This window comes from Cereibacter azotoformans (assembly GCF_021391315.1).
Classification (GTDB): domain Bacteria; phylum Pseudomonadota; class Alphaproteobacteria; order Rhodobacterales; family Rhodobacteraceae; genus Cereibacter_A; species Cereibacter_A azotoformans.
Genome location: NZ_CP090021.1, coordinates 1,188,505 through 1,204,317 on the forward strand (window position 1 = coordinate 1,188,505; position 15,813 = coordinate 1,204,317).

Genomic DNA, 15,813 nt, shown 5'->3' on the forward strand with positions numbered 1-15,813 from the left:
AGACCAGGATGACCACCGGAACCGCCGTTCTCGAAGAGTTGCGCAGGCTGTCCGCGGCCGAAGAGATCTTCGACGCGCTCGAACATCCCTACCGGCCGGAGGTGGTGAATGTCTCGCGCCTCCATATCATGAAACGGTTCGGCCAGTATCTCGCCGCCATCGACTTCACGCCGCTCGGCGCGGCGGATGCCCGCGCCGCGGCCCGCGACGCGCTCTCGCGGGCCTACACGGATTTCGTGGACAGCTCGCCCCTGGAGCAGAAGGTGTTCAAGGTCTTTGCCAAGCCCTCGCGGGCCTTCGTGCCGCTGACGGGCCTCTCGATCGTCGAGGACTAGCGGCCGCCGACGACGGACGAAGCAGGGCTGCGACCCGATGCGCGGCCCGGACCGAGGAAGCTGTGCTAGGATGTGCACATGGACATGATGCAATTCCAGCGTCAGACGACCCAGCTGGCCATGACCCAGCGGATGCAGGAGTCGCTCCGCATCCTGCAGATGAGCAACGCCGATCTCGGCGACTATCTCGCCGCGCAGGCGCTGGAGAATCCCTGCCTCGAGGTGCGCGTGCCCGAGGGGGCCTCGGTCGCACCGCCGCTGCCCTCGCGCGGGATCCAGGCGGCGGTGGACCGCGATGCCTTCGCCACCGTCGAAGGCCAGCCGCCGAGCCTTCTGGCCCATGTCGAGGCGCAGATCGATCTGGCCTTCTTCGACCCCGGAGACCGGCGGATCGCGCTGGCCTTCGCCGAGGCGCTGGAGCCTTCGGGCTGGCTTGGCGCGCCGGTGGCCGAGGTCGCCGCGGCGGCCGGGGTGGAAGAGGACGAGGCGCGCGTGATCCTCGAACGGCTGCAGGCCTTCGAGCCCGCGGGCCTTTTCGCCCGCTCGCTGGCCGAGTGCCTGGCCCTGCAACTGGCCGATCTGGGTCTGCTGACGTGGGAGCTGCGGACCATGCTCGACCATCTGCATCTGGTCGCCGAGGGCAAGCTGGCCGACCTCGCCCGCCGCTGCGACTGCGAGATCGAGCATGTGCGGGAGAATCTCGCGCTGATCCGCAGCCTCAAGCCCAAGCCCGGCGAGGCCTTTGCGCAGGATCGGACCCCCATTCAGCCGCCCGATGTGCGCGTGCTGCGCGGCGAGGACGGGTGGGAGGTCGAGCTGACCCGCGCGCAGCTGCCGCGCATTACGGTGGCAGAGGCGGGTTCCACCGGGGATGCGGCGACCGATGCCTGGCTCACGCGGGCGCAGTCGCAGGCGCGCTGGTTGATGCGCGCGGTTGAGCGGCGGCAGGCCACGCTCTTGCGCACGGCGGCCTGCCTCGTGCGGCACCAGTCCGCCTTCCTCGAGCAGGGGCCGCGGGCGTTGAAGCCCCTGTCGATGGAGGAGGTGGCCCTTGAACTCGAGCTGCATCCCTCGACCATCAGCCGTGCCACCGCCACCCGCCTGATCGAGACGCCCCGCGGGCTGGTCCCGCTGCGCTCGTTCTTCAGCCGCTCGGTGGCGTCGGACGGGCCGGCCGCGCCGCAGTCGCAGGATGCGCTGATGGCCTTGGTGGGCGAGATCGTCGCGCGCGAGGACCGCAGCCGGCCACTCTCGGACGATGCGATCGTCAAGCAGGCGAAGCTGATGGGCGCCGTGCTGGCGCGCCGCACGGTCACGAAATACCGCGAGGCGCTGGGGATCCCGTCGTCCTACGACCGCAAGCGCGCCGGGGCGGCCGCCTGAGCGGTCCTCACAGGCCGAGCAGCCGTGCCGTGCCGCTGTCGGGCCGGCCCGCGAACCAGCGCCCGAGCGCCGAGCGGAAGACGGAATGGGCGCTGCCGTCGGCGGCGTCGAAGAGGCTCATGCACGAATGGAACTTCAGATCGTCCGGCGTGCCGAACAGGTCGCGGACCGAGGCCGGATCGGCCGAGAGAACCAGCTCGGTCGCAAACTCAAGCCGCTTGCCGAGAACGGGATGGGCAAGATAGGCCCGCGCCTCGTCGAGCGAGCCGATCCCGTAGCGGATCGCCGTCTCGGACTGGCCGAGACCCCTCAACTGCGGAAAGATGAACCACATCCAGTGGCTTTCCTTTCGGCCGTTGCGCAATTCCTTCACCACCGTGTCGAACACGGGCATCTGCGCGGCGAGGAACCGCTTCAGCTCATGGGGGTCGTCCTGCATTCTCGTCCTCTCAGGCGGCCGCCGTTCCGGCGACATGGGTGAAGACCGCGGCGTAGAAGAGGATGCTCGCGGTCAGGACGAAGAGATGCCAGATCGTGTTGTGGAAGGGCAAGCGTTCGAACAGGAAGAAGAAGACCCCCACGGTATAAAGAATCCCGCCCACCGCCATGAGGACCAGAACCGGCATGGTCAGCGCGGCAAAGATCGGCCAGCCCAGCAGCACGCCCACCCAGCCCATGCCGAGATAGAGCGCCAGCGCCGCCCAGCGGTACTTCTCGGGCGAGTGGAGCTTCAGCGCCGTGCCGCAGAGGGCGGCGACCCAGATCCCGGCGAGGAGCGACAGGCCCGTGCCCGAGATCAGGGTAAAGGCCGAATAGGTGCCGGCAATCTTGCAATAGATCGCCGAATGGTCGAGCCGACGCAGGAGGGCGGTCCAGTCCGGGTGCGGGACCATGTGGTAGATGGCGGAGCAGAAGATCATCAGCAGGAGCGTCACGCCGTAGATCGCGGCACCCGCCACGGCCATGCCGTCGCCGCGCCACAGGACCGTCAGCGCGATGAGGACGGGCACGCCACACAGCGCCGCCGCGATGCCTGAGACATGGACGGCGGCATCCGAGAGTCTCTCGGCGCGGCTGTATTCGGAGCGGGGGGCAAAGCGCGTGATCATCTCGCAAATCTAGCACGGGCCGGGGCGCGTTCGACTCGAATCTGCGTGACGGAGCGCCTTCCCCTGCGGAACCATCGTGAAGGTTGAAGACTTCCTTCGGGTGCCGGTCCGGCACGGGACGGTCCAGCGCCGGGTCAAGGGAGGTTTCGAATGCCCAGAGCGATCTGGAAGGGCTGGCTGGCGGTGGGGCAGGTGAGCTGCGCCGTGGCGCTTCATGCCGCGGCCTCGACGTCCGACCGGGTGAGCTTCCATACGGTGAACCGGCAGACCGGCAACCGCGTCCGGCGGGAGTTCGTCGATTCGGCCAGCGGCAAGCCCGTCCCGCGCGAGGATCAGGTCAAGGGCTACGAGGTGGCACCGAACGAGTTCGTGCAGCTCGATCCCGAAGAGATCACGGCCGCTGTCCCCGAAAGCGACAAGTGCCTGCGCATCGACTGTTTCGTGCCCTGCCGCGAGGTGGACGGCGCCTATTTCGACAAGCCCTACTATCTCACCCCGGGCGGAGAGGCCGCCGAAGAGGCCTTCGGGCTCATCCGTGACGGGCTGAAGGCGAAGAAGGCGGCGGCGCTGGCCCGAACCGTGCTGTTCCGGCGCTTGCGGACGGTGCTGGTGCGCCCGCACGGCGCGGGCCTGATCGCCAACACGCTGAACTTCGACTATGAGGTGCGGTCGTCCGAGGAGGCCTTCGCCGACATGCCCCGCCTGTCGGTCAAGGGCGAGATGCTGGAACTGGCGAAACATATCATCGCGACCAAGGCGGGCCGGTTCGATCCCGCCGCCTACGATGACCGCTATGATGCGGCGCTGGCCGATCTGGTGAAGGCCAAGCTCGAGGGGCGGAAGCCCAGGCGCAAGGCGGCGCCGAAGAAAGCGGGGCAGCCGGAGGATCTCATGGCGGCCTTGCGCGACAGCGTCGCCGCCTCCGAACGGCCGAGGCGCCGCAAGACTGGCTGACAGGGGCGCCAGGAGGCTCTGATGAGCTATGGCTGATCTTCGCGGCCCGATTCCGTGGGGCGGTACGGCTCTCGGTTGCGTCGCGTTCGGGCAACGCCCTCGGTGAACTTGGCGCCCATGATGAAGCCGGGCAACGGGTTCGCGCCGTTCAGCCTGCGCCACGTCGTCGAAGCCTCCCTGACAGGGGTGAAGACCATGATCCTGGTGGTCTTCTGGTAACCGACCGGTTCGTACCGCTTGCGTCGTGCGATGGTGTGCGGCTGCGCGTGCGTCGTGCCCGCGGCGATCCGGCTCGCGCGCGACCTCTCGCGGCCGGGGCCGCGCCTCGATCCGAAGGGGCTGGTCCTCGGCGCGGCGGCCGTGAAGATCGCGTCGGTCGCGGCGAACGCCCGCGAGATCGCGCTGAAGGGCCTGCCCGCGAACTATGCGCTCTCGGCCGGTGATCTGCTGCGCTTCGGCTACGGCTCCTCGCCGGTGCGCTACGCGCTCCACGAGCTGGTGGCGCCGGTCACCGCGAGCGCCTCCGGGGTCACCGGGCTCGTCGAGGTGGTGCCCCCGATCCGGCCGGGCGCGGTCGCGGATGCGGCCGTCACGCTGGTGAAGCCCTCCTGCAAGGCGGTGATCGTGCCCGGCAGCTACCAGCCCGGCACGCCCCGGCGCGGGCTGGTCGAGGGCGTGGGCTTTCAGTTCATGCAGACCCTGAGGTGATCGGATGAGGGATCTCGGCACGGCCGTCGCCACGCTTCTCGCCACCCGGGCCGGCATCCGGGCCCGGCTGCTCGTCTGGATTGCGGCGCGCAACCGGGCGACCGGAACCACCGAGACGCTGGGGCTCTGGAACGGCGAGGACCATGCGGTGCTGACAATCGAGGGCGCGGCCCGGACCTACTACGGCGCGGGCGGGCTGCTCGCGATCGAGCCGGTCGTCACGCAGGTGGGGGTGCATGTCCGCACCCACCGCGTGAGCCTGTCGCCCGCGGCCCCCGAGGTGCTGCAGGCGATCATGGGCTATGACGTCCGCCTCGCGCCGGTCGAGATCCACCGGGGCCTCTTCGATGCGGCCGGGGCGCCGGTCTCGCCCCCGCACCGCGTGTTCAAGGGCACGGTGGACGGGGTGGAGCTGCCGACGCCGGCGGCGGGCAGCGAGGGCACCGTGAGCCTGACGCTGGCGAGCACCGCGCGGGCGCTGACCCGGGCGCTGCCGACGCGCTACAGCGACGCTTCCATGCAGCTGCGTTCGGGCGACCGGATGTTCCGCTACGCCGACGTCTCGGGCTCGGTGCCGGTCTACTGGGGCGAGAAGAAGGCGGGAGCGGCCAGGAGCTTTCCTGGCTTCGGCTCCATTCCCCGAGGGAGGGACCCCAATTGACCCGGCTTCCCGACTGGCGCCCGCGCCTCGTGAGCTTCGTGGCCGAGGCCGCCCGCCGACCCTTCGCATGGGGACAGCACGACTGCGGGCTCTTCGTGGGCGGGGCGGTGGAGGCGATGACGGGCGAGGATCCCGCGGCCGGCTGGAGGGGGCGTTACACCTCCTTTGAACGGGGGCTTTTGCTGGTCCGCCGCGTGGGCTTCGAGGATCACGTCGGCTGGTATGCCGCCCGCTTCCCCGAGATCCCGCCGCTGATGGCGCAGGTCGGTGACATCGCCGTGGTCGAGGGCGACGGGGGGCAGCCGGCGCTCGGGATCGTGCAGGGGGAGGGGATCTATGTCCTGCAGCTCGGGGGTCGGGTGCGTGAACAGCGCCGCCGACGCCGTGCGCCGACGATACGTCACGATGATCGCCGGGCAGGAGATGCTCTACCTGCGCAAGGAGGCGGAGGCCCGCGCCTATCTGGCCGATCCCGATCCCGATCCCGCCGACTACCCGCTGATCATGGCCGAGGTGGGCATCACCGCCCCGGAGGCCTGGCATGTGGCGCAGGTCTATCTCGGGCTCTCCGGGGTCTGGATCTCTCTCGCCGCACCCCTCGAGACCGCTCGGCTGGGCGCCATCGCGCAGATCGAGGTGGCCGAGGATGCCGAGACCATCCTCCTCTCGATCAATGACGTGCCCGAGGTGCGCGAGATCTTCGGCCGGTTCAGGATGGCGCAGGTGAACACCACCTATTCGATCAGCGGCCACGCGGGAGGCAACGCCACCCCCAGACCGGAGCTGCTGGTCTCGAACTGGACGCTCGAACCGGACTCCTGATCGGCATCCATCGGACCGTCGTCCTGCGACGACGGTCCGGACCCGGAGCGCGGTGCGGGTTGCCTCTTTAAATGCGCTTTAAAGGCCCTTGGCAGGGTCGAGCAGCCGAGCTGCAGAAGGAGGCGAACTGGCAAGGCTCATCCATGTCCGCGAGGCAACCGGGCGAAAATGCGCCTGCTGCAACTTCTGCTGTCCCGTCCTGCAAGATCTGCTGTCCCGCTACACACCCTGTAAGGGGACAGTACAACCTGCAGGAACCCGGAAGTCCCCGGACGACCTCGGAAGAAGGCGGATCAGCGCGGGAAATCAATGCGTTGGCGGGTGCGCGCCGTGAAAGCGGGCGGCGGCGCAAGTCTGGCAGGAAGTCGTCAGACAGGCCCCTGAGCCCCCGGCGCGCACCCGAGACAGCCCTGCAGGCGGAAGCGGCTCCAGCGGCCCTCCCAGCGAGTGACGATCCGGCGGCGCTGCTGGCGGACCGGCTGGCGGCCGAGGCGGCGCCGGCGGTGGGCGCGATGATCGAGCGGGTGGAGGCGATGCTGGCGGCGGCGGCGGGCTCGCTGGCCGAGTTCCGCGAGATGCTGCTCGCGGGCTTTCCCGGGATCGACGCGGGCGACCTGGCCAATGTGATGGCGCAGGCGATGATGGCCGCCCATGCCGGGGGGCGTGCGGCGGCGGAGGATGCCGGTGCCTGATCTCGCGGCCATCTTCCGCCGGCCGTTTCCCGGGTCGCGGCCTTCCGGCTCCGGCTCGGGAACCTCGTGCCCACCGCGCGCTGGGACGACATCCGCCGCGCCGAGCACGACCGGCGCTGGCCGAATCCTACCGGGCGCTGCCGTCGCTTGCGCAGGATCTGCGCCGCTGGGCCGAGCAGGTGGGTGACAGGATCAAGCACCTTTCTTGGGATGGCCAGGGGTTCTGCCTCTATTACAAGGTGCTCGAGCGCGGGCGTTTTCCCTGGCCGAAGGCCGAGCTTCCGGCGGACGTGATCGATGCAAGCCCGGCGGCGGGCCGAGAGCGCGAGGCTCGCCGCCAGCTACACCACTTAGCGTAATCGCCACGTCCCACCCGCGGTCGTCGCCGTTGCAGGATGGGTCTGTCGCTCCGGCACTTCGCCGGGGCTTGAGCAAGGAGGATGCGATGGGAGTGTTTGCGGCGTTGGACGTGTCCCAGGAAGAGACAGCGATCTGCGTGGTGGGGCAGGACGGGGTGCTCGTAGCCGAGACGAAGGTTCCGACCTGCCCGGATGCGATCACCGGCTGGCTGGCCGAACGCGCCAGCGGTCTCGAGCGGGTCGGCATGGAGACCGGGCCTCTGGCGGTCTGGCTCTGGAACGCCCTTACGGAAAGGCAGGTCCCGATCATCTGCATTGATGCGCGCCACGCCAATGGCGTGCTGAAGATGATGCCGAATAAGACCGACCGGCATGATGCCCGCGGGCTCGCGCAGATCGTCCGCACCGGGTGGTTCGAGGCCGCGCAGATCAAGAGCCACGATGCCTATGTCAACCGGGCGATGCTGACCGCGCGGGAGGCGCTGGTTGGCATGCGCGTCAGGCTGGAGAACGAGATCCGGGGGCTGCTGAAGACCTTCGGCATCATGTTCGGCAAGCGGGTCGGCGGGTTCAAGCGCCGCGCCGAGGAGATCATCCGGGACGAGCTGACCGTTGTCCCGGACCTCGTGCCGATCTTCGAGGCGCTCATGCAGGCCAGGCGGGACATCCTCGCCCGCATCGCCGCGCTCGATAGTCGGATCAGGGCGGTTGCCAGGCGTCATGCGACGGTCCGCCTGCTGATGACTGCGCCCGGCGTGGGACCGATCACGGCAATGGCGGTTGTCGCGGCCTTCGATGATGCCTCCCGCTTCCGCCGATCCTCCAGCGCGGGCGCTTATCTTGGGCTGACGCCCAGGCGCTACGAGTCCGGAGAGATCAGCCGGAACGGGCGGGTGTCCAAACGGGGAGATGCCTTCACGAGGAAGTGCCTGTTTGAAGCCGCGAACGCAATCTTCTGCCGGAACCTGGGTGGCCCACGCCTGCGGGATTGGGCCAAGGCGATTGCCGAGAGGACCGGGCCGCGCAAGGCAAAGGTGGCGCTGGCCCGGAAGCTGGCGGTGACGCTGCACGCCATGTGGCGCACCAACACGCCCTTCCGGGAGGCCGCGGTGGCATAAGGAAAACGAACGGAACGACGCTGACAGCCAGCGTAACGGAATGCGTCCAGCCGGGACGCGCGGCGAGGGTGAGATCGCTCCCGGGTATGCGGTACCGACCGCGCACACCACTTCGATCCACCCGACCCTGAACGCCAACATGTGGCTCCCGCGCGGTGACCACGGAGAGAACCTCAGAGCCCGGCACCCAGGATCAACGGCAGAGAGATCAGCGCCTGACCAAGGCGATTAGAGAACGAAGTGGGACACCATCCGCAAGAGATCGGTGCGTTGCTGAAGTCGCAGAAATTCCTGGCGGTGGGCCGATGGACTGACGACATCTGGCCACGCAGGGAACACCGAGACTGCCTGTGCATTTCGCTCCGAATCCACCCGAGTCCGGGCGATTCCGGCCGCAACTTGCGGCAGTTGGCGCAGAAAATCAGATAACCAAATCTTGCCCAAAAGCTGCTCCGGACGGTGCCTTTCCATGCCATTTCAGGCAGTTGAGGCCTCCACTTTGGCAAATTTGCGGTCCGCGAAATTTCGCTTGTATCTCCAAGGCTTGACCTGCTAGACGAGTTGGCGGAGACGTGGCCGAGTGGTCGAAGGCACACCCCTGCTAAGGGTGCAGACCTCTAAAGGGTCTCGAGGGTTCGAATCCCTTCGTCTCCGCCATACCCTCCTGTGGGCCGATTTCTCCTACGATTTCCGAAGGTTAAGGGAAAGAGGCTGATGGCCTCAGACCAACGCTTCAGACCAATCGTTGCCACCCTCCCGGCCTTCACTCAGGCGACCCCCTCCCGGCCCCCGAAGCGGTGCAGCCCGAAGCCGCCGCCGAGGCTACGCCCGAGACGGCCACCTTCCACTTCGGCCCTCACGCGCTCCGCGTGATGATGCTGGACCCTACTAGCTGAGAGCCTGTAAGCTGATGCTCACGGTGTTCTCCTTCTTGATGGAGACCATGGAGAAGTTCTCCACCTCCCGTCCCTCGTTCAGCCTCGACCCGTAGCAATGTCCTGACATTGGTCAGGTGAACCTACGGCCTGCCTGTTGAAGGCTCCATGTTCGGCATGGCCTCCTTGATGGGGTCTCATCGACGAAGTCCACACCATCGGCCCCATCCCTGAGCCAGGCTAAGGTTGCCCTCGGGGTGCCCGCTGATCGCCTGCGACTTTCGGCACCGCGACAGGCCCGCCAACGGCCCCCGTCAATTACCCCCCATACATGACATAACGAACCGCGTTCCGGTCTCCCGCCGGGGCTCCCCCTTTCATTCCGTCAGCAGGAAGGGCTCGGTGGTCGCGCGCCGCCACGGGATCTCGCGGGCGTTGCTGACGCAATGGCGGCGGGCCTGCCAGTTGTCGCCGAAGTCGTAGATGTAGTGGATCGTCTTCGTGCCGACATCCTCGATGACGTCGAGCAGGCTGGTCTTGCTGGCCGGCAGCGGGCCGTCGTGGAAGCCGTCGGGGACCTACTCGATCTCCGGGCCTGTGGAGAACAAGTCCCCCCTCGGCGGCCAGGCGACATTCCCCACCGACCCTTACATGGGCCGCGTTGTCAGGATCCCCGGCAGCATCACGGGCAACTTCCATATCGCCCCCATGAACTACCTGCCGAACGTGGCAGGCAAGACCTACCGAGCCACGATCAAGGCCCGGCACAACTCCGCCTTCGTTGGGGACAGTGCGAACGCTCTGATTTATTTGGTTCGCAAATATGACAAGGACTTCGCCTCCGTCGCTGACATCAGGGCTGCGGCCCTGACGTTCCCTGCGCCGAACAGCATCCGAACCTTCCAGGTCGAATGGACCAGCGACGGAGCCAGTGCTGCCCCCTATATCCTGCCCTTCGCCTACGTCTCGGGGTCCCGGACCTCCGCGTCCATGAGCATCGACATCCAGTCGATCGAGGTGGTGGACATCACCGGGGCCGCCGAGGTGGCCGCCAACCTGTCGAACAACTACCTCACATCGGCACAGACGAACGCGGCCATCGCCGCGGTGCAGACCAGCCTTTCGGGTCAGATCAACAGTGGCGACACGGCTCTCCAGTCGAACATCAACAGCATCCTCGGTCTCACGATCAGCCCGTCGAGCGCGCTGGCGACCACGCTGACGAACCTGCAGAGCACGGTGGGGTCGCAGTCGGCGTCCATCTCGGCGCAAGGGACCGCCCTTGCGACGCTGCAGGGCAATGCCAGCGCCTCCTATGTGCTTCGCGCCAAGGCCGGCGGCGCCAGCGCACTCCTCGAACTCGTCGCGGCCGACAACCCGAACGGGCCCGTCTCCGTGTTCCGGGTGGCCGCCACCGACATCCTGCTCGACGGTTCGGTGGCGGCGCGGCAACTCGTCGTCACCGACTTCAGCGGCAACCTCGTGAACAACGGCGCGATCCCCTACGGCGACACGCGCGGATGGGGCCCGCTCCCGGCGTCCTTCGCCGTCGTGGCTCGGGACCCGGCCAGCACGGCGGCGGTCCTGCAGACCGCGCCCACGGGCTACATACTGAGGCTGGCCACCGACGCGGCTCCCCAGGTGGTCGAGATCGGTCGCTTCGACTGTTCGGCCGGGGAGCGGTTCGTGGCGAGCTACTCCTGCGCCGGGAACAGCGGGTCCAACGCGCAGATCGGCATCCAGTATGTCTGGTTCGACGCGGATGGGGCGGTCGTTGCCAACACCGGACGATATACGACCGTCACGACGGTCGCCTGGCAGAGCGTCACCACCCCCGCCGCCACCGCCCCGGCCGGAGCCGCCAAATGCGTCCTGCGCGCGGTACGGATCGGGGGAGGATCCGGCTTCGGGTTCCTCACCAACATGGAGGTGGTGAAGCAGAGGTCGGGGCAGACCCTGGTCACGCCGAACAGCCTGACGACAGAGCTTGTCAACACCGACAGCTTCAGCGCCGCTGGCCTTGCCGTCTTCGGTGGGGAGCTGCGGTCGGACGACTTCAACGCTGCCACAGGCACCGGATGGCAGCTCACCAAGGCCGGGGGTCTGAAGATCCCACACCTGTCCGTCAACACCCCTATCCTTGCCCCCAACGCCATCAGCAGGATGGTCTCGGTCGCATCCAGCGAGGTAGTGGCGCCAGGCACAGGACTTGGGAAATGGAACCGGCAATATCCCCCCAACGCCATCCCATCCGGGAGGCCCGGCCCTGTGGACGAGACCCGCAGCGGATACGCGGATTATCTCACGGCAACCATATCGGCACCCTACACCTATGACCTCTACTTCTGGATCTCGGCTACGGCCGGGGACGTGGTAGCGGCCATATTCCGTAACGCCCAGACCTCTCAATACAACGGGTGGGCGCACCGGACCGTCTTGGATTCCCACACCGGGGATAGCTACAACTCCGGTGCCATCATGGGCGTGATCCCCGGCGTCTCCGGTACCCAATCACTCACCTTGGCCTTTGCAGGCATCAGCGGCTCCTCGTGGACATCGGTTGCCAACGCAACAATCACCCTCATGGCGGTCATGAAATGAAGACCTACTCGGTGCACAACCAGGAAGGCCGGATACTGCGTCTGATCGAGAGCACCTCAGAGGACATTGCCCTGCTCAACGTCGTGGATGGCGAGGACCTGATCGAGGGGGCTTACCCGGCCGATGCCTTCTACGTTCGCGACGGCGTAGCTCTTCCCTACCCGACAAAACCCGGTCCGTGGTCGGTGTTTGACCATGCCGCCGAAGAGTGGGCGGACCCGCGGACGCCGGACGATCTGGCGGCCGAGCTGCAGGAGGCGCGTCGCGCGGGCATCGGGTGCGTGAACAGCGCCGCCGACGCCGTGCGCCGACGATACGTCACGATGATCGCCGGGCAGGAGATGCTCTACCTGCGCAAGGAGGCCGAGGCCCGCGCCTATCTGGCCGACCCCGATCCCGCTCCCGCCTACTACCCGCTGATCATGGCCGAGGTGGGCATCACCGCCCCGGAGGCCTGGCATGTGGCGCAGGTCTATCTCGGTCTCTCGGCCGTCTGGATCTCGCTGGCAGCACCCCTCGAAACCGCCCGGCTGGGCGCCATTGCCCAGATCGAGGTGGCCGAGGATGCCGAGACCATCCACGCGATCGTGGCCGCGGCCTGCGCGCAGATCGCCGCAATCTCCAACCCCACACCGGAGCAACCCGCATGATCGACCGCATCCTCGACACCCTGCTTGAGGCCGACAGCCAGCCGCGGGACTGGTACGGGGGCCTCACCACCGCCGCCGGGCATGGCGTCCTCGTCGGGATGCCCGCGGCGCTGGCGCTGCACGGTCTGGGCCTGTCGCTCGCCCTGACGCCGCTGGCCGTGGCACTCATCTATTTCCTTGGCTGGGAGCGGCTGATCCAGAAGGGGCAGGATGTCGCCGACAGCCTCGTGGATGCCGTCCATGTCGCCCTGGGGGCGGCGATCATCGCGGGCGCCCTGGCCTTCGGATTCTGGGGCGCCGTTGCCGGCTTCGCGGCATGGGCGCCGGTCCTCGGGGCGGGCGTCTGGCGCCGCCTCGCTTGTTCTTCCCGCAACTGAAAGGGGCTCACATGGGCTATCTCAACGACCGCATCCTCGACCTCGGCCTCACTGTCCTGACCACCGAGGCCAACCGGCTCGACATCTGCCACACCGAGCCTGCGACCTACGCGCAGGCCACGGGCACCTACAGCCTCGGTCACAAGGCGGGCCTCAGCGTCGGCGCACCGGCCGCGCGCACGCCCTCGGGGCGCAAGGTCACCGTGGCGGCCTTCGAGGATGGCACGGTGACCGGCACCAGCACCAGCTCCGCCACCGATGCCGAGTTCTGGGCGATCACGGACACCGTCAACAGCCGCCTGCTGGCGGCGGGTCCACTGACGACCGCGCAGTACATGACGGCAGACAACACCTTCCGGATTGCGGCCTTCGACATCTGGCTGGCCGGGCTGGACGGCTGACGGGCGCGACGGATGGCCTTCGGCGACCTCATCAACGCGACGGCCGCCACCGGCAACGGCAACGCGCCATCGGTCACACCATCGTTTGTGCCAACGGCGGGCAGCCTGCTCCTTGCGGCGGGCGGTGGCGACAAGGCGCATTCGTTCGTCGCGCCGCCGTCAGGGTGGGCGACGCTGCTCGCGACGCGGTCGCTGACGGGCTCCAACCTCGCGGTGTTCTGGCGGATCTCGGACGGCACCGAGACCGGCCCGATCACGATGGGGATGGGCACGTCCCTGCTGTGGCAGTTCTCGGTGCTGGAGTTTGAGGGGCCATGGGACACGGCGCAGCCCGCGGCGACGGCGGTTACCGCGGACAACGTCCAGACCAAGCGTTTCTCGATAGGCCCGACGGGCAGCTTCCCGCCCACCCCGCATCTGGCCCTCGCCATGATCACCGTGGACAGCATGTCGAGCATTGCCGACTGGGTGACGTTCTCGGGCGGCTTCGGGATCATCCACGACGTGCGCACGGGCATCAATCCGGGCTGCCCGCCGCTGATAATCGGCTCGCGGATTGTCGAGGATGGGTCGCCTCAGTCCACAGACGTGGCATATGAGCAGATCGCGGATGAGCGCGTGGGTTACATCGCGGTCTTCGCGCCGGCAGCGGCGACCGAGGAGCCGGACGCCACGACCCTGACGGCCGAGGGCCTCTCGACGCAGGCGGCCGGGCTGGGGCCGGTGACTCTGGCCCAGATGCATGGGCTGGTGGGCACGAGCCTCCAGGCCGGTGCGGCGGCTCTGGGGCAGCCCGTCCTGAGCGGCCGCGCCAGCCTGACGGCCGAGGATCTCGGGACGGGGGCTGCGGCTCTCGGGGCGCCCCAGGTGGGCCAGAGGCACGCCGCCGCGGCCACGCCCCTTGCGGGTGGTGCGGCCAGTCTCGGCCTCGCGGTCATCGGCCAGCGGCATGAGCTTGCGGCGGCCGGCCTGGCCACGACCGGCGCGGGCCTCGGGCAGCCGGCGGTCACGGTCGGCGGAGGGCTGCTGGCGGCTTCGCTTGGGGCTGGCCCGGCCAGTCTCGGTCCGGTGCCGCTCGGCCAGCGTCACCTGGTGACGGCGCTCGGCCTCGGGACGGCCGGCGCGAGCCTCGGGCAGCCGTCGTTGGCGGGCTCCGCCGACCTGCGGGCCGAGGGCTTGGCCGGGGGCCCGGTGTCTCTGGGGGCGGCGCTCATGGGCCAGCGCCACGCCCTCGCGGCGGCCGATCTGGCGGCGGGCGCGGCCGGGATCGACCGGCCTGAGCTGAGGTCGGGCACCTACGACTGGGAGGCGCTGATCGCGGCGCGGGGGCTGGCGACGTTCGTGGCCGATGCGCGGGCCATTTCCATGACGGGCGATGCTCGGGCCATTCCGATGACGGCCGATGCACGGCCGCTGGTCATGACACTGGAGATGCAGCGATGAAGTCAGCCTCGGGGCACACGATCCACCGGACCGACGGCGACACGGTTCCCCTGCTGGTGCGGCTGGCGATGCTGACGGATGGGGGTGAGGTTGCCGTCGGCGATGCGGCCCAGGTCGAGCTGCTGGTCGGGGCCGCCGGGGCGATGCAGGCGATTCCCGGCGTGGCGCGGGGCGATGGGCAGGGTGTCTTCCTGTTCCCGGTCTCGAGCCTGCCCGCCGGCGCCGGCCGCTGGCCCTTTGCCATCCGCGTGGCCGAGGCCGCAGGCGCGGCCGTCCTCGCCCGCGGCACGATCCTGACCGCACCGCTTCTCTAGCGCTGTGAACCTGGGAGGGCAGGTGGGGTCCGCGGGACCGAAGCGAGTGGTCCCGCGGATGCTGTCGCGAAGTTATGAGGCCCGCGGCAGACGGGCTTGGGATAGCGGTCGGAGTGGCCCATCGCACTGCGGCAGATCGCGCCCGGCATGCAACGAGGGTTTAAACACCCCTTTAAGGCCGCCGAGCGAGGGGTGTTCCAACCAGCTTCAGGAGCGGATAGGGAAGGGCGGCCGCTGCGGGCTGCGAAGATGCGCCGGACGAAAACCCTTCTGCTGCAACTTCTGCTGTCCCGTCCTGCAAGATCTGCTGTCCCGCTACACCCGCTACAGCAGTTCACTTTTCCACAGAAGAGTTTCCACAAGGCCCTTTACAGCCTCTCGCTTTGGGAACACCATATCTAGTAAGATTGGTGGCAGGTAACGCCGTCCCTTGCCGATCGTCCCGCTTCTTGTGGGTTGGTTTCCTTCAGGCGGCTCAATAACGAGGCCCGGGCACATGTCGCTTGCCGAAACCTGTCTCTACTCCGATGAGATCCACCCGATCGATATCGTCGAGACGCTCGCCGAGCGCCACGAGTGGGAGTTCGACCGGGTGACCGAGGACCAGATCGCCATGGCGGTCGAGGGGCAGTGGCGCACCTATTCGCTCACCCTCGCATGGTCCCCGCAGGATGAAACGCTCCGGCTGATCTGCACCTTCGAGATGGAGCCGCCCCGGCATCGGATGGCCGAGCTGCACGACCTGCTCAACCGCTGCAACGATCTGGTCTGGACCGGCGCCTTCACCTACTGGAGCGAGCAGAAGCTGATGGTCTGGCGCTACGGGCTGCTGCTCTCGGGCGGGCAGACGGCAACGGCGGAACAGATCGATCGGCTGATCGCCTCGGCGGTCTCGGCCAGCGAGCGCTTCTACCCGGCCTTCCAGATGGTCTCCTGGGCCGAGCATCCGCCCTGCGAGGCGATCAATGTCGCCATTGCAGAGGCCTACGGCCGCGCCTAGTCTTTCCCCGC

General features: G+C 68.1%; 18 protein-coding genes, 1 tRNA gene and 1 pseudogene. 18 read left to right on the top strand and 2 right to left on the bottom strand.

What is annotated here, in order from left to right; all coding sequences use genetic code 11:
• Positions 1-8 precede the first annotated feature (8 nt).
• Positions 9-335 carry a nitrogenase stabilizing/protective protein NifW gene (gene nifW, locus LV780_RS05940; protein WP_011908297.1) on the top strand — a complete coding sequence of 109 codons (327 nt, stop codon included), beginning with the start codon at positions 9-11 and terminating at the stop codon, positions 333-335.
• Between the two features lie 78 nt (positions 336-413).
• Positions 414-1,718, top strand: a complete 1,305-nt coding sequence (gene rpoN, locus LV780_RS05945) for an RNA polymerase factor sigma-54 (protein WP_101340825.1) — start codon at positions 414-416, stop codon at positions 1,716-1,718.
• 7 nt (positions 1,719-1,725) lie between these two features.
• Here rpoN and LV780_RS05950 read toward each other — a convergent pair whose 3' ends face one another.
• Complete coding sequence (locus LV780_RS05950) at positions 1,726-2,157, bottom strand: DUF1810 domain-containing protein (RefSeq protein ID WP_101340824.1); 432 nt, start codon at positions 2,155-2,157, stop codon at positions 1,726-1,728.
• Positions 2,158-2,167: 10 nt separating this feature from the next.
• Complete coding sequence (gene trhA / locus LV780_RS05955; RefSeq protein WP_011908300.1) at positions 2,168-2,827, bottom strand: PAQR family membrane homeostasis protein TrhA; 660 nt, start codon at positions 2,825-2,827, stop codon at positions 2,168-2,170.
• Positions 2,828-2,977: 150 nt separating this feature from the next.
• Here trhA and ku point away from each other — a divergent pair, with 150 nt between their 5' ends.
• From ku to LV780_RS06030, 16 genes and pseudogenes are all read left to right on the top strand, one after another.
• Positions 2,978-3,781 carry a non-homologous end joining protein Ku gene (ku, locus tag LV780_RS05960; RefSeq protein WP_117344952.1) on the top strand — a complete coding sequence of 268 codons (804 nt, stop codon included), beginning with the start codon at positions 2,978-2,980 and terminating at the stop codon, positions 3,779-3,781.
• A 273-nt stretch (positions 3,782-4,054) separates the two neighbouring features.
• The gene (locus tag LV780_RS05965; RefSeq protein ID WP_181969637.1) at positions 4,055-4,489 is read left to right on the top strand and encodes a hypothetical protein; all 435 of its coding nucleotides are present in this window, start codon (positions 4,055-4,057) and stop codon (positions 4,487-4,489) included.
• A 4-nt stretch (positions 4,490-4,493) separates the two neighbouring features.
• The gene (locus LV780_RS05970) at positions 4,494-5,150 is read left to right on the top strand and encodes a hypothetical protein (RefSeq protein ID WP_117344953.1); all 657 of its coding nucleotides are present in this window, start codon (positions 4,494-4,496) and stop codon (positions 5,148-5,150) included.
• Between the two features lie 38 nt (positions 5,151-5,188).
• Positions 5,189-5,464, top strand: a pseudogene (locus LV780_RS22075) (DUF6950 family protein); the annotation flags it as partial.
• 22 nt (positions 5,465-5,486) lie between these two features.
• A complete protein-coding gene (locus LV780_RS05975; protein WP_233863918.1) occupies positions 5,487-5,972 on the top strand; it encodes a hypothetical protein in 486 nt (161 codons plus the stop codon).
• A 512-nt stretch (positions 5,973-6,484) separates the two neighbouring features.
• On the top strand, positions 6,485-6,664 hold the full coding sequence (locus LV780_RS05980) for a hypothetical protein (RefSeq protein WP_152334765.1): 180 nt from the start codon (positions 6,485-6,487) through the stop codon (positions 6,662-6,664).
• A 179-nt stretch (positions 6,665-6,843) separates the two neighbouring features.
• The gene (gene tnpB, locus LV780_RS05985; protein ID WP_233863920.1) at positions 6,844-7,023 is read left to right on the top strand and encodes a transposase; all 180 of its coding nucleotides are present in this window, start codon (positions 6,844-6,846) and stop codon (positions 7,021-7,023) included.
• 86 nt (positions 7,024-7,109) lie between these two features.
• Positions 7,110-8,141 (top strand): IS110 family RNA-guided transposase, encoded by a 1,032-nt coding sequence (locus LV780_RS05990; protein WP_108222813.1) that lies wholly within the window; start codon positions 7,110-7,112, stop codon positions 8,139-8,141.
• Positions 8,142-8,707: 566 nt separating this feature from the next.
• Positions 8,708-8,798 (top strand) — tRNA-Ser (locus LV780_RS05995).
• A gap of 755 nt (positions 8,799-9,553) precedes the next feature.
• Positions 9,554-11,617, top strand: a complete 2,064-nt coding sequence (locus LV780_RS06000; RefSeq protein WP_233863922.1) for a hypothetical protein — start codon at positions 9,554-9,556, stop codon at positions 11,615-11,617.
• Positions 11,614-12,267 (top strand): hypothetical protein, encoded by a 654-nt coding sequence (locus LV780_RS06005; protein ID WP_117344955.1) that lies wholly within the window; start codon positions 11,614-11,616, stop codon positions 12,265-12,267. The genes LV780_RS06000 and LV780_RS06005 overlap by 4 nt, the downstream gene beginning before the upstream one ends.
• The gene (locus tag LV780_RS06010; protein WP_117344956.1) at positions 12,264-12,644 is read left to right on the top strand and encodes a hypothetical protein; all 381 of its coding nucleotides are present in this window, start codon (positions 12,264-12,266) and stop codon (positions 12,642-12,644) included. The genes LV780_RS06005 and LV780_RS06010 overlap by 4 nt, the downstream gene beginning before the upstream one ends.
• Positions 12,645-12,655: 11 nt before the next feature.
• On the top strand, positions 12,656-13,045 hold the full coding sequence (locus tag LV780_RS06015) for a hypothetical protein (RefSeq protein ID WP_011908308.1): 390 nt from the start codon (positions 12,656-12,658) through the stop codon (positions 13,043-13,045).
• 12 nt (positions 13,046-13,057) lie between these two features.
• Entirely contained in the window at positions 13,058-14,488 is a 1,431-nt protein-coding gene (locus LV780_RS06020; RefSeq protein ID WP_117344957.1) for a hypothetical protein, read from the top strand.
• Positions 14,485-14,802 carry a hypothetical protein gene (locus tag LV780_RS06025; RefSeq protein ID WP_117344958.1) on the top strand — a complete coding sequence of 106 codons (318 nt, stop codon included), beginning with the start codon at positions 14,485-14,487 and terminating at the stop codon, positions 14,800-14,802. The genes LV780_RS06020 and LV780_RS06025 overlap by 4 nt, the downstream gene beginning before the upstream one ends.
• Positions 14,803-15,298: 496 nt before the next feature.
• Positions 15,299-15,802, top strand: a complete 504-nt coding sequence (locus LV780_RS06030) for a type III secretion system chaperone family protein (RefSeq protein ID WP_011908360.1) — start codon at positions 15,299-15,301, stop codon at positions 15,800-15,802.
• Positions 15,803-15,813 lie beyond the last annotated feature (11 nt).

What these genes read in the sequence shown, in the direction of transcription:
- nifW (WP_011908297.1), top strand. Translation starts at nt 9, where the DNA reads ATGACCACCGGAACCGCCGTTCTCGAAGAGTTGCGCAGGCTGTCCGCG.
- rpoN (WP_101340825.1), top strand. Translation starts at nt 414, where the DNA reads ATGGACATGATGCAATTCCAGCGTCAGACGACCCAGCTGGCCATGACC.
- LV780_RS05950 (WP_101340824.1), bottom strand. Translation starts at nt 2,157, where the DNA reads ATGCAGGACGACCCCCATGAGCTGAAGCGGTTCCTCGCCGCGCAGATG.
- trhA (WP_011908300.1), bottom strand. Translation starts at nt 2,827, where the DNA reads ATGATCACGCGCTTTGCCCCCCGCTCCGAATACAGCCGCGCCGAGAGA.
- ku (WP_117344952.1), top strand. Translation starts at nt 2,978, where the DNA reads ATGCCCAGAGCGATCTGGAAGGGCTGGCTGGCGGTGGGGCAGGTGAGC.
- LV780_RS05970 (WP_117344953.1), top strand. Translation starts at nt 4,494, where the DNA reads ATGAGGGATCTCGGCACGGCCGTCGCCACGCTTCTCGCCACCCGGGCC.
- LV780_RS05975 (WP_233863918.1), top strand. Translation starts at nt 5,487, where the DNA reads ATGTCCTGCAGCTCGGGGGTCGGGTGCGTGAACAGCGCCGCCGACGCC.
- LV780_RS05980 (WP_152334765.1), top strand. Translation starts at nt 6,485, where the DNA reads ATGATCGAGCGGGTGGAGGCGATGCTGGCGGCGGCGGCGGGCTCGCTG.
- LV780_RS05990 (WP_108222813.1), top strand. Translation starts at nt 7,110, where the DNA reads ATGGGAGTGTTTGCGGCGTTGGACGTGTCCCAGGAAGAGACAGCGATC.
- LV780_RS06005 (WP_117344955.1), top strand. Translation starts at nt 11,614, where the DNA reads ATGAAGACCTACTCGGTGCACAACCAGGAAGGCCGGATACTGCGTCTG.
- LV780_RS06010 (WP_117344956.1), top strand. Translation starts at nt 12,264, where the DNA reads ATGATCGACCGCATCCTCGACACCCTGCTTGAGGCCGACAGCCAGCCG.
- LV780_RS06015 (WP_011908308.1), top strand. Translation starts at nt 12,656, where the DNA reads ATGGGCTATCTCAACGACCGCATCCTCGACCTCGGCCTCACTGTCCTG.
- LV780_RS06020 (WP_117344957.1), top strand. Translation starts at nt 13,058, where the DNA reads ATGGCCTTCGGCGACCTCATCAACGCGACGGCCGCCACCGGCAACGGC.
- LV780_RS06025 (WP_117344958.1), top strand. Translation starts at nt 14,485, where the DNA reads ATGAAGTCAGCCTCGGGGCACACGATCCACCGGACCGACGGCGACACG.
- LV780_RS06030 (WP_011908360.1), top strand. Translation starts at nt 15,299, where the DNA reads ATGTCGCTTGCCGAAACCTGTCTCTACTCCGATGAGATCCACCCGATC.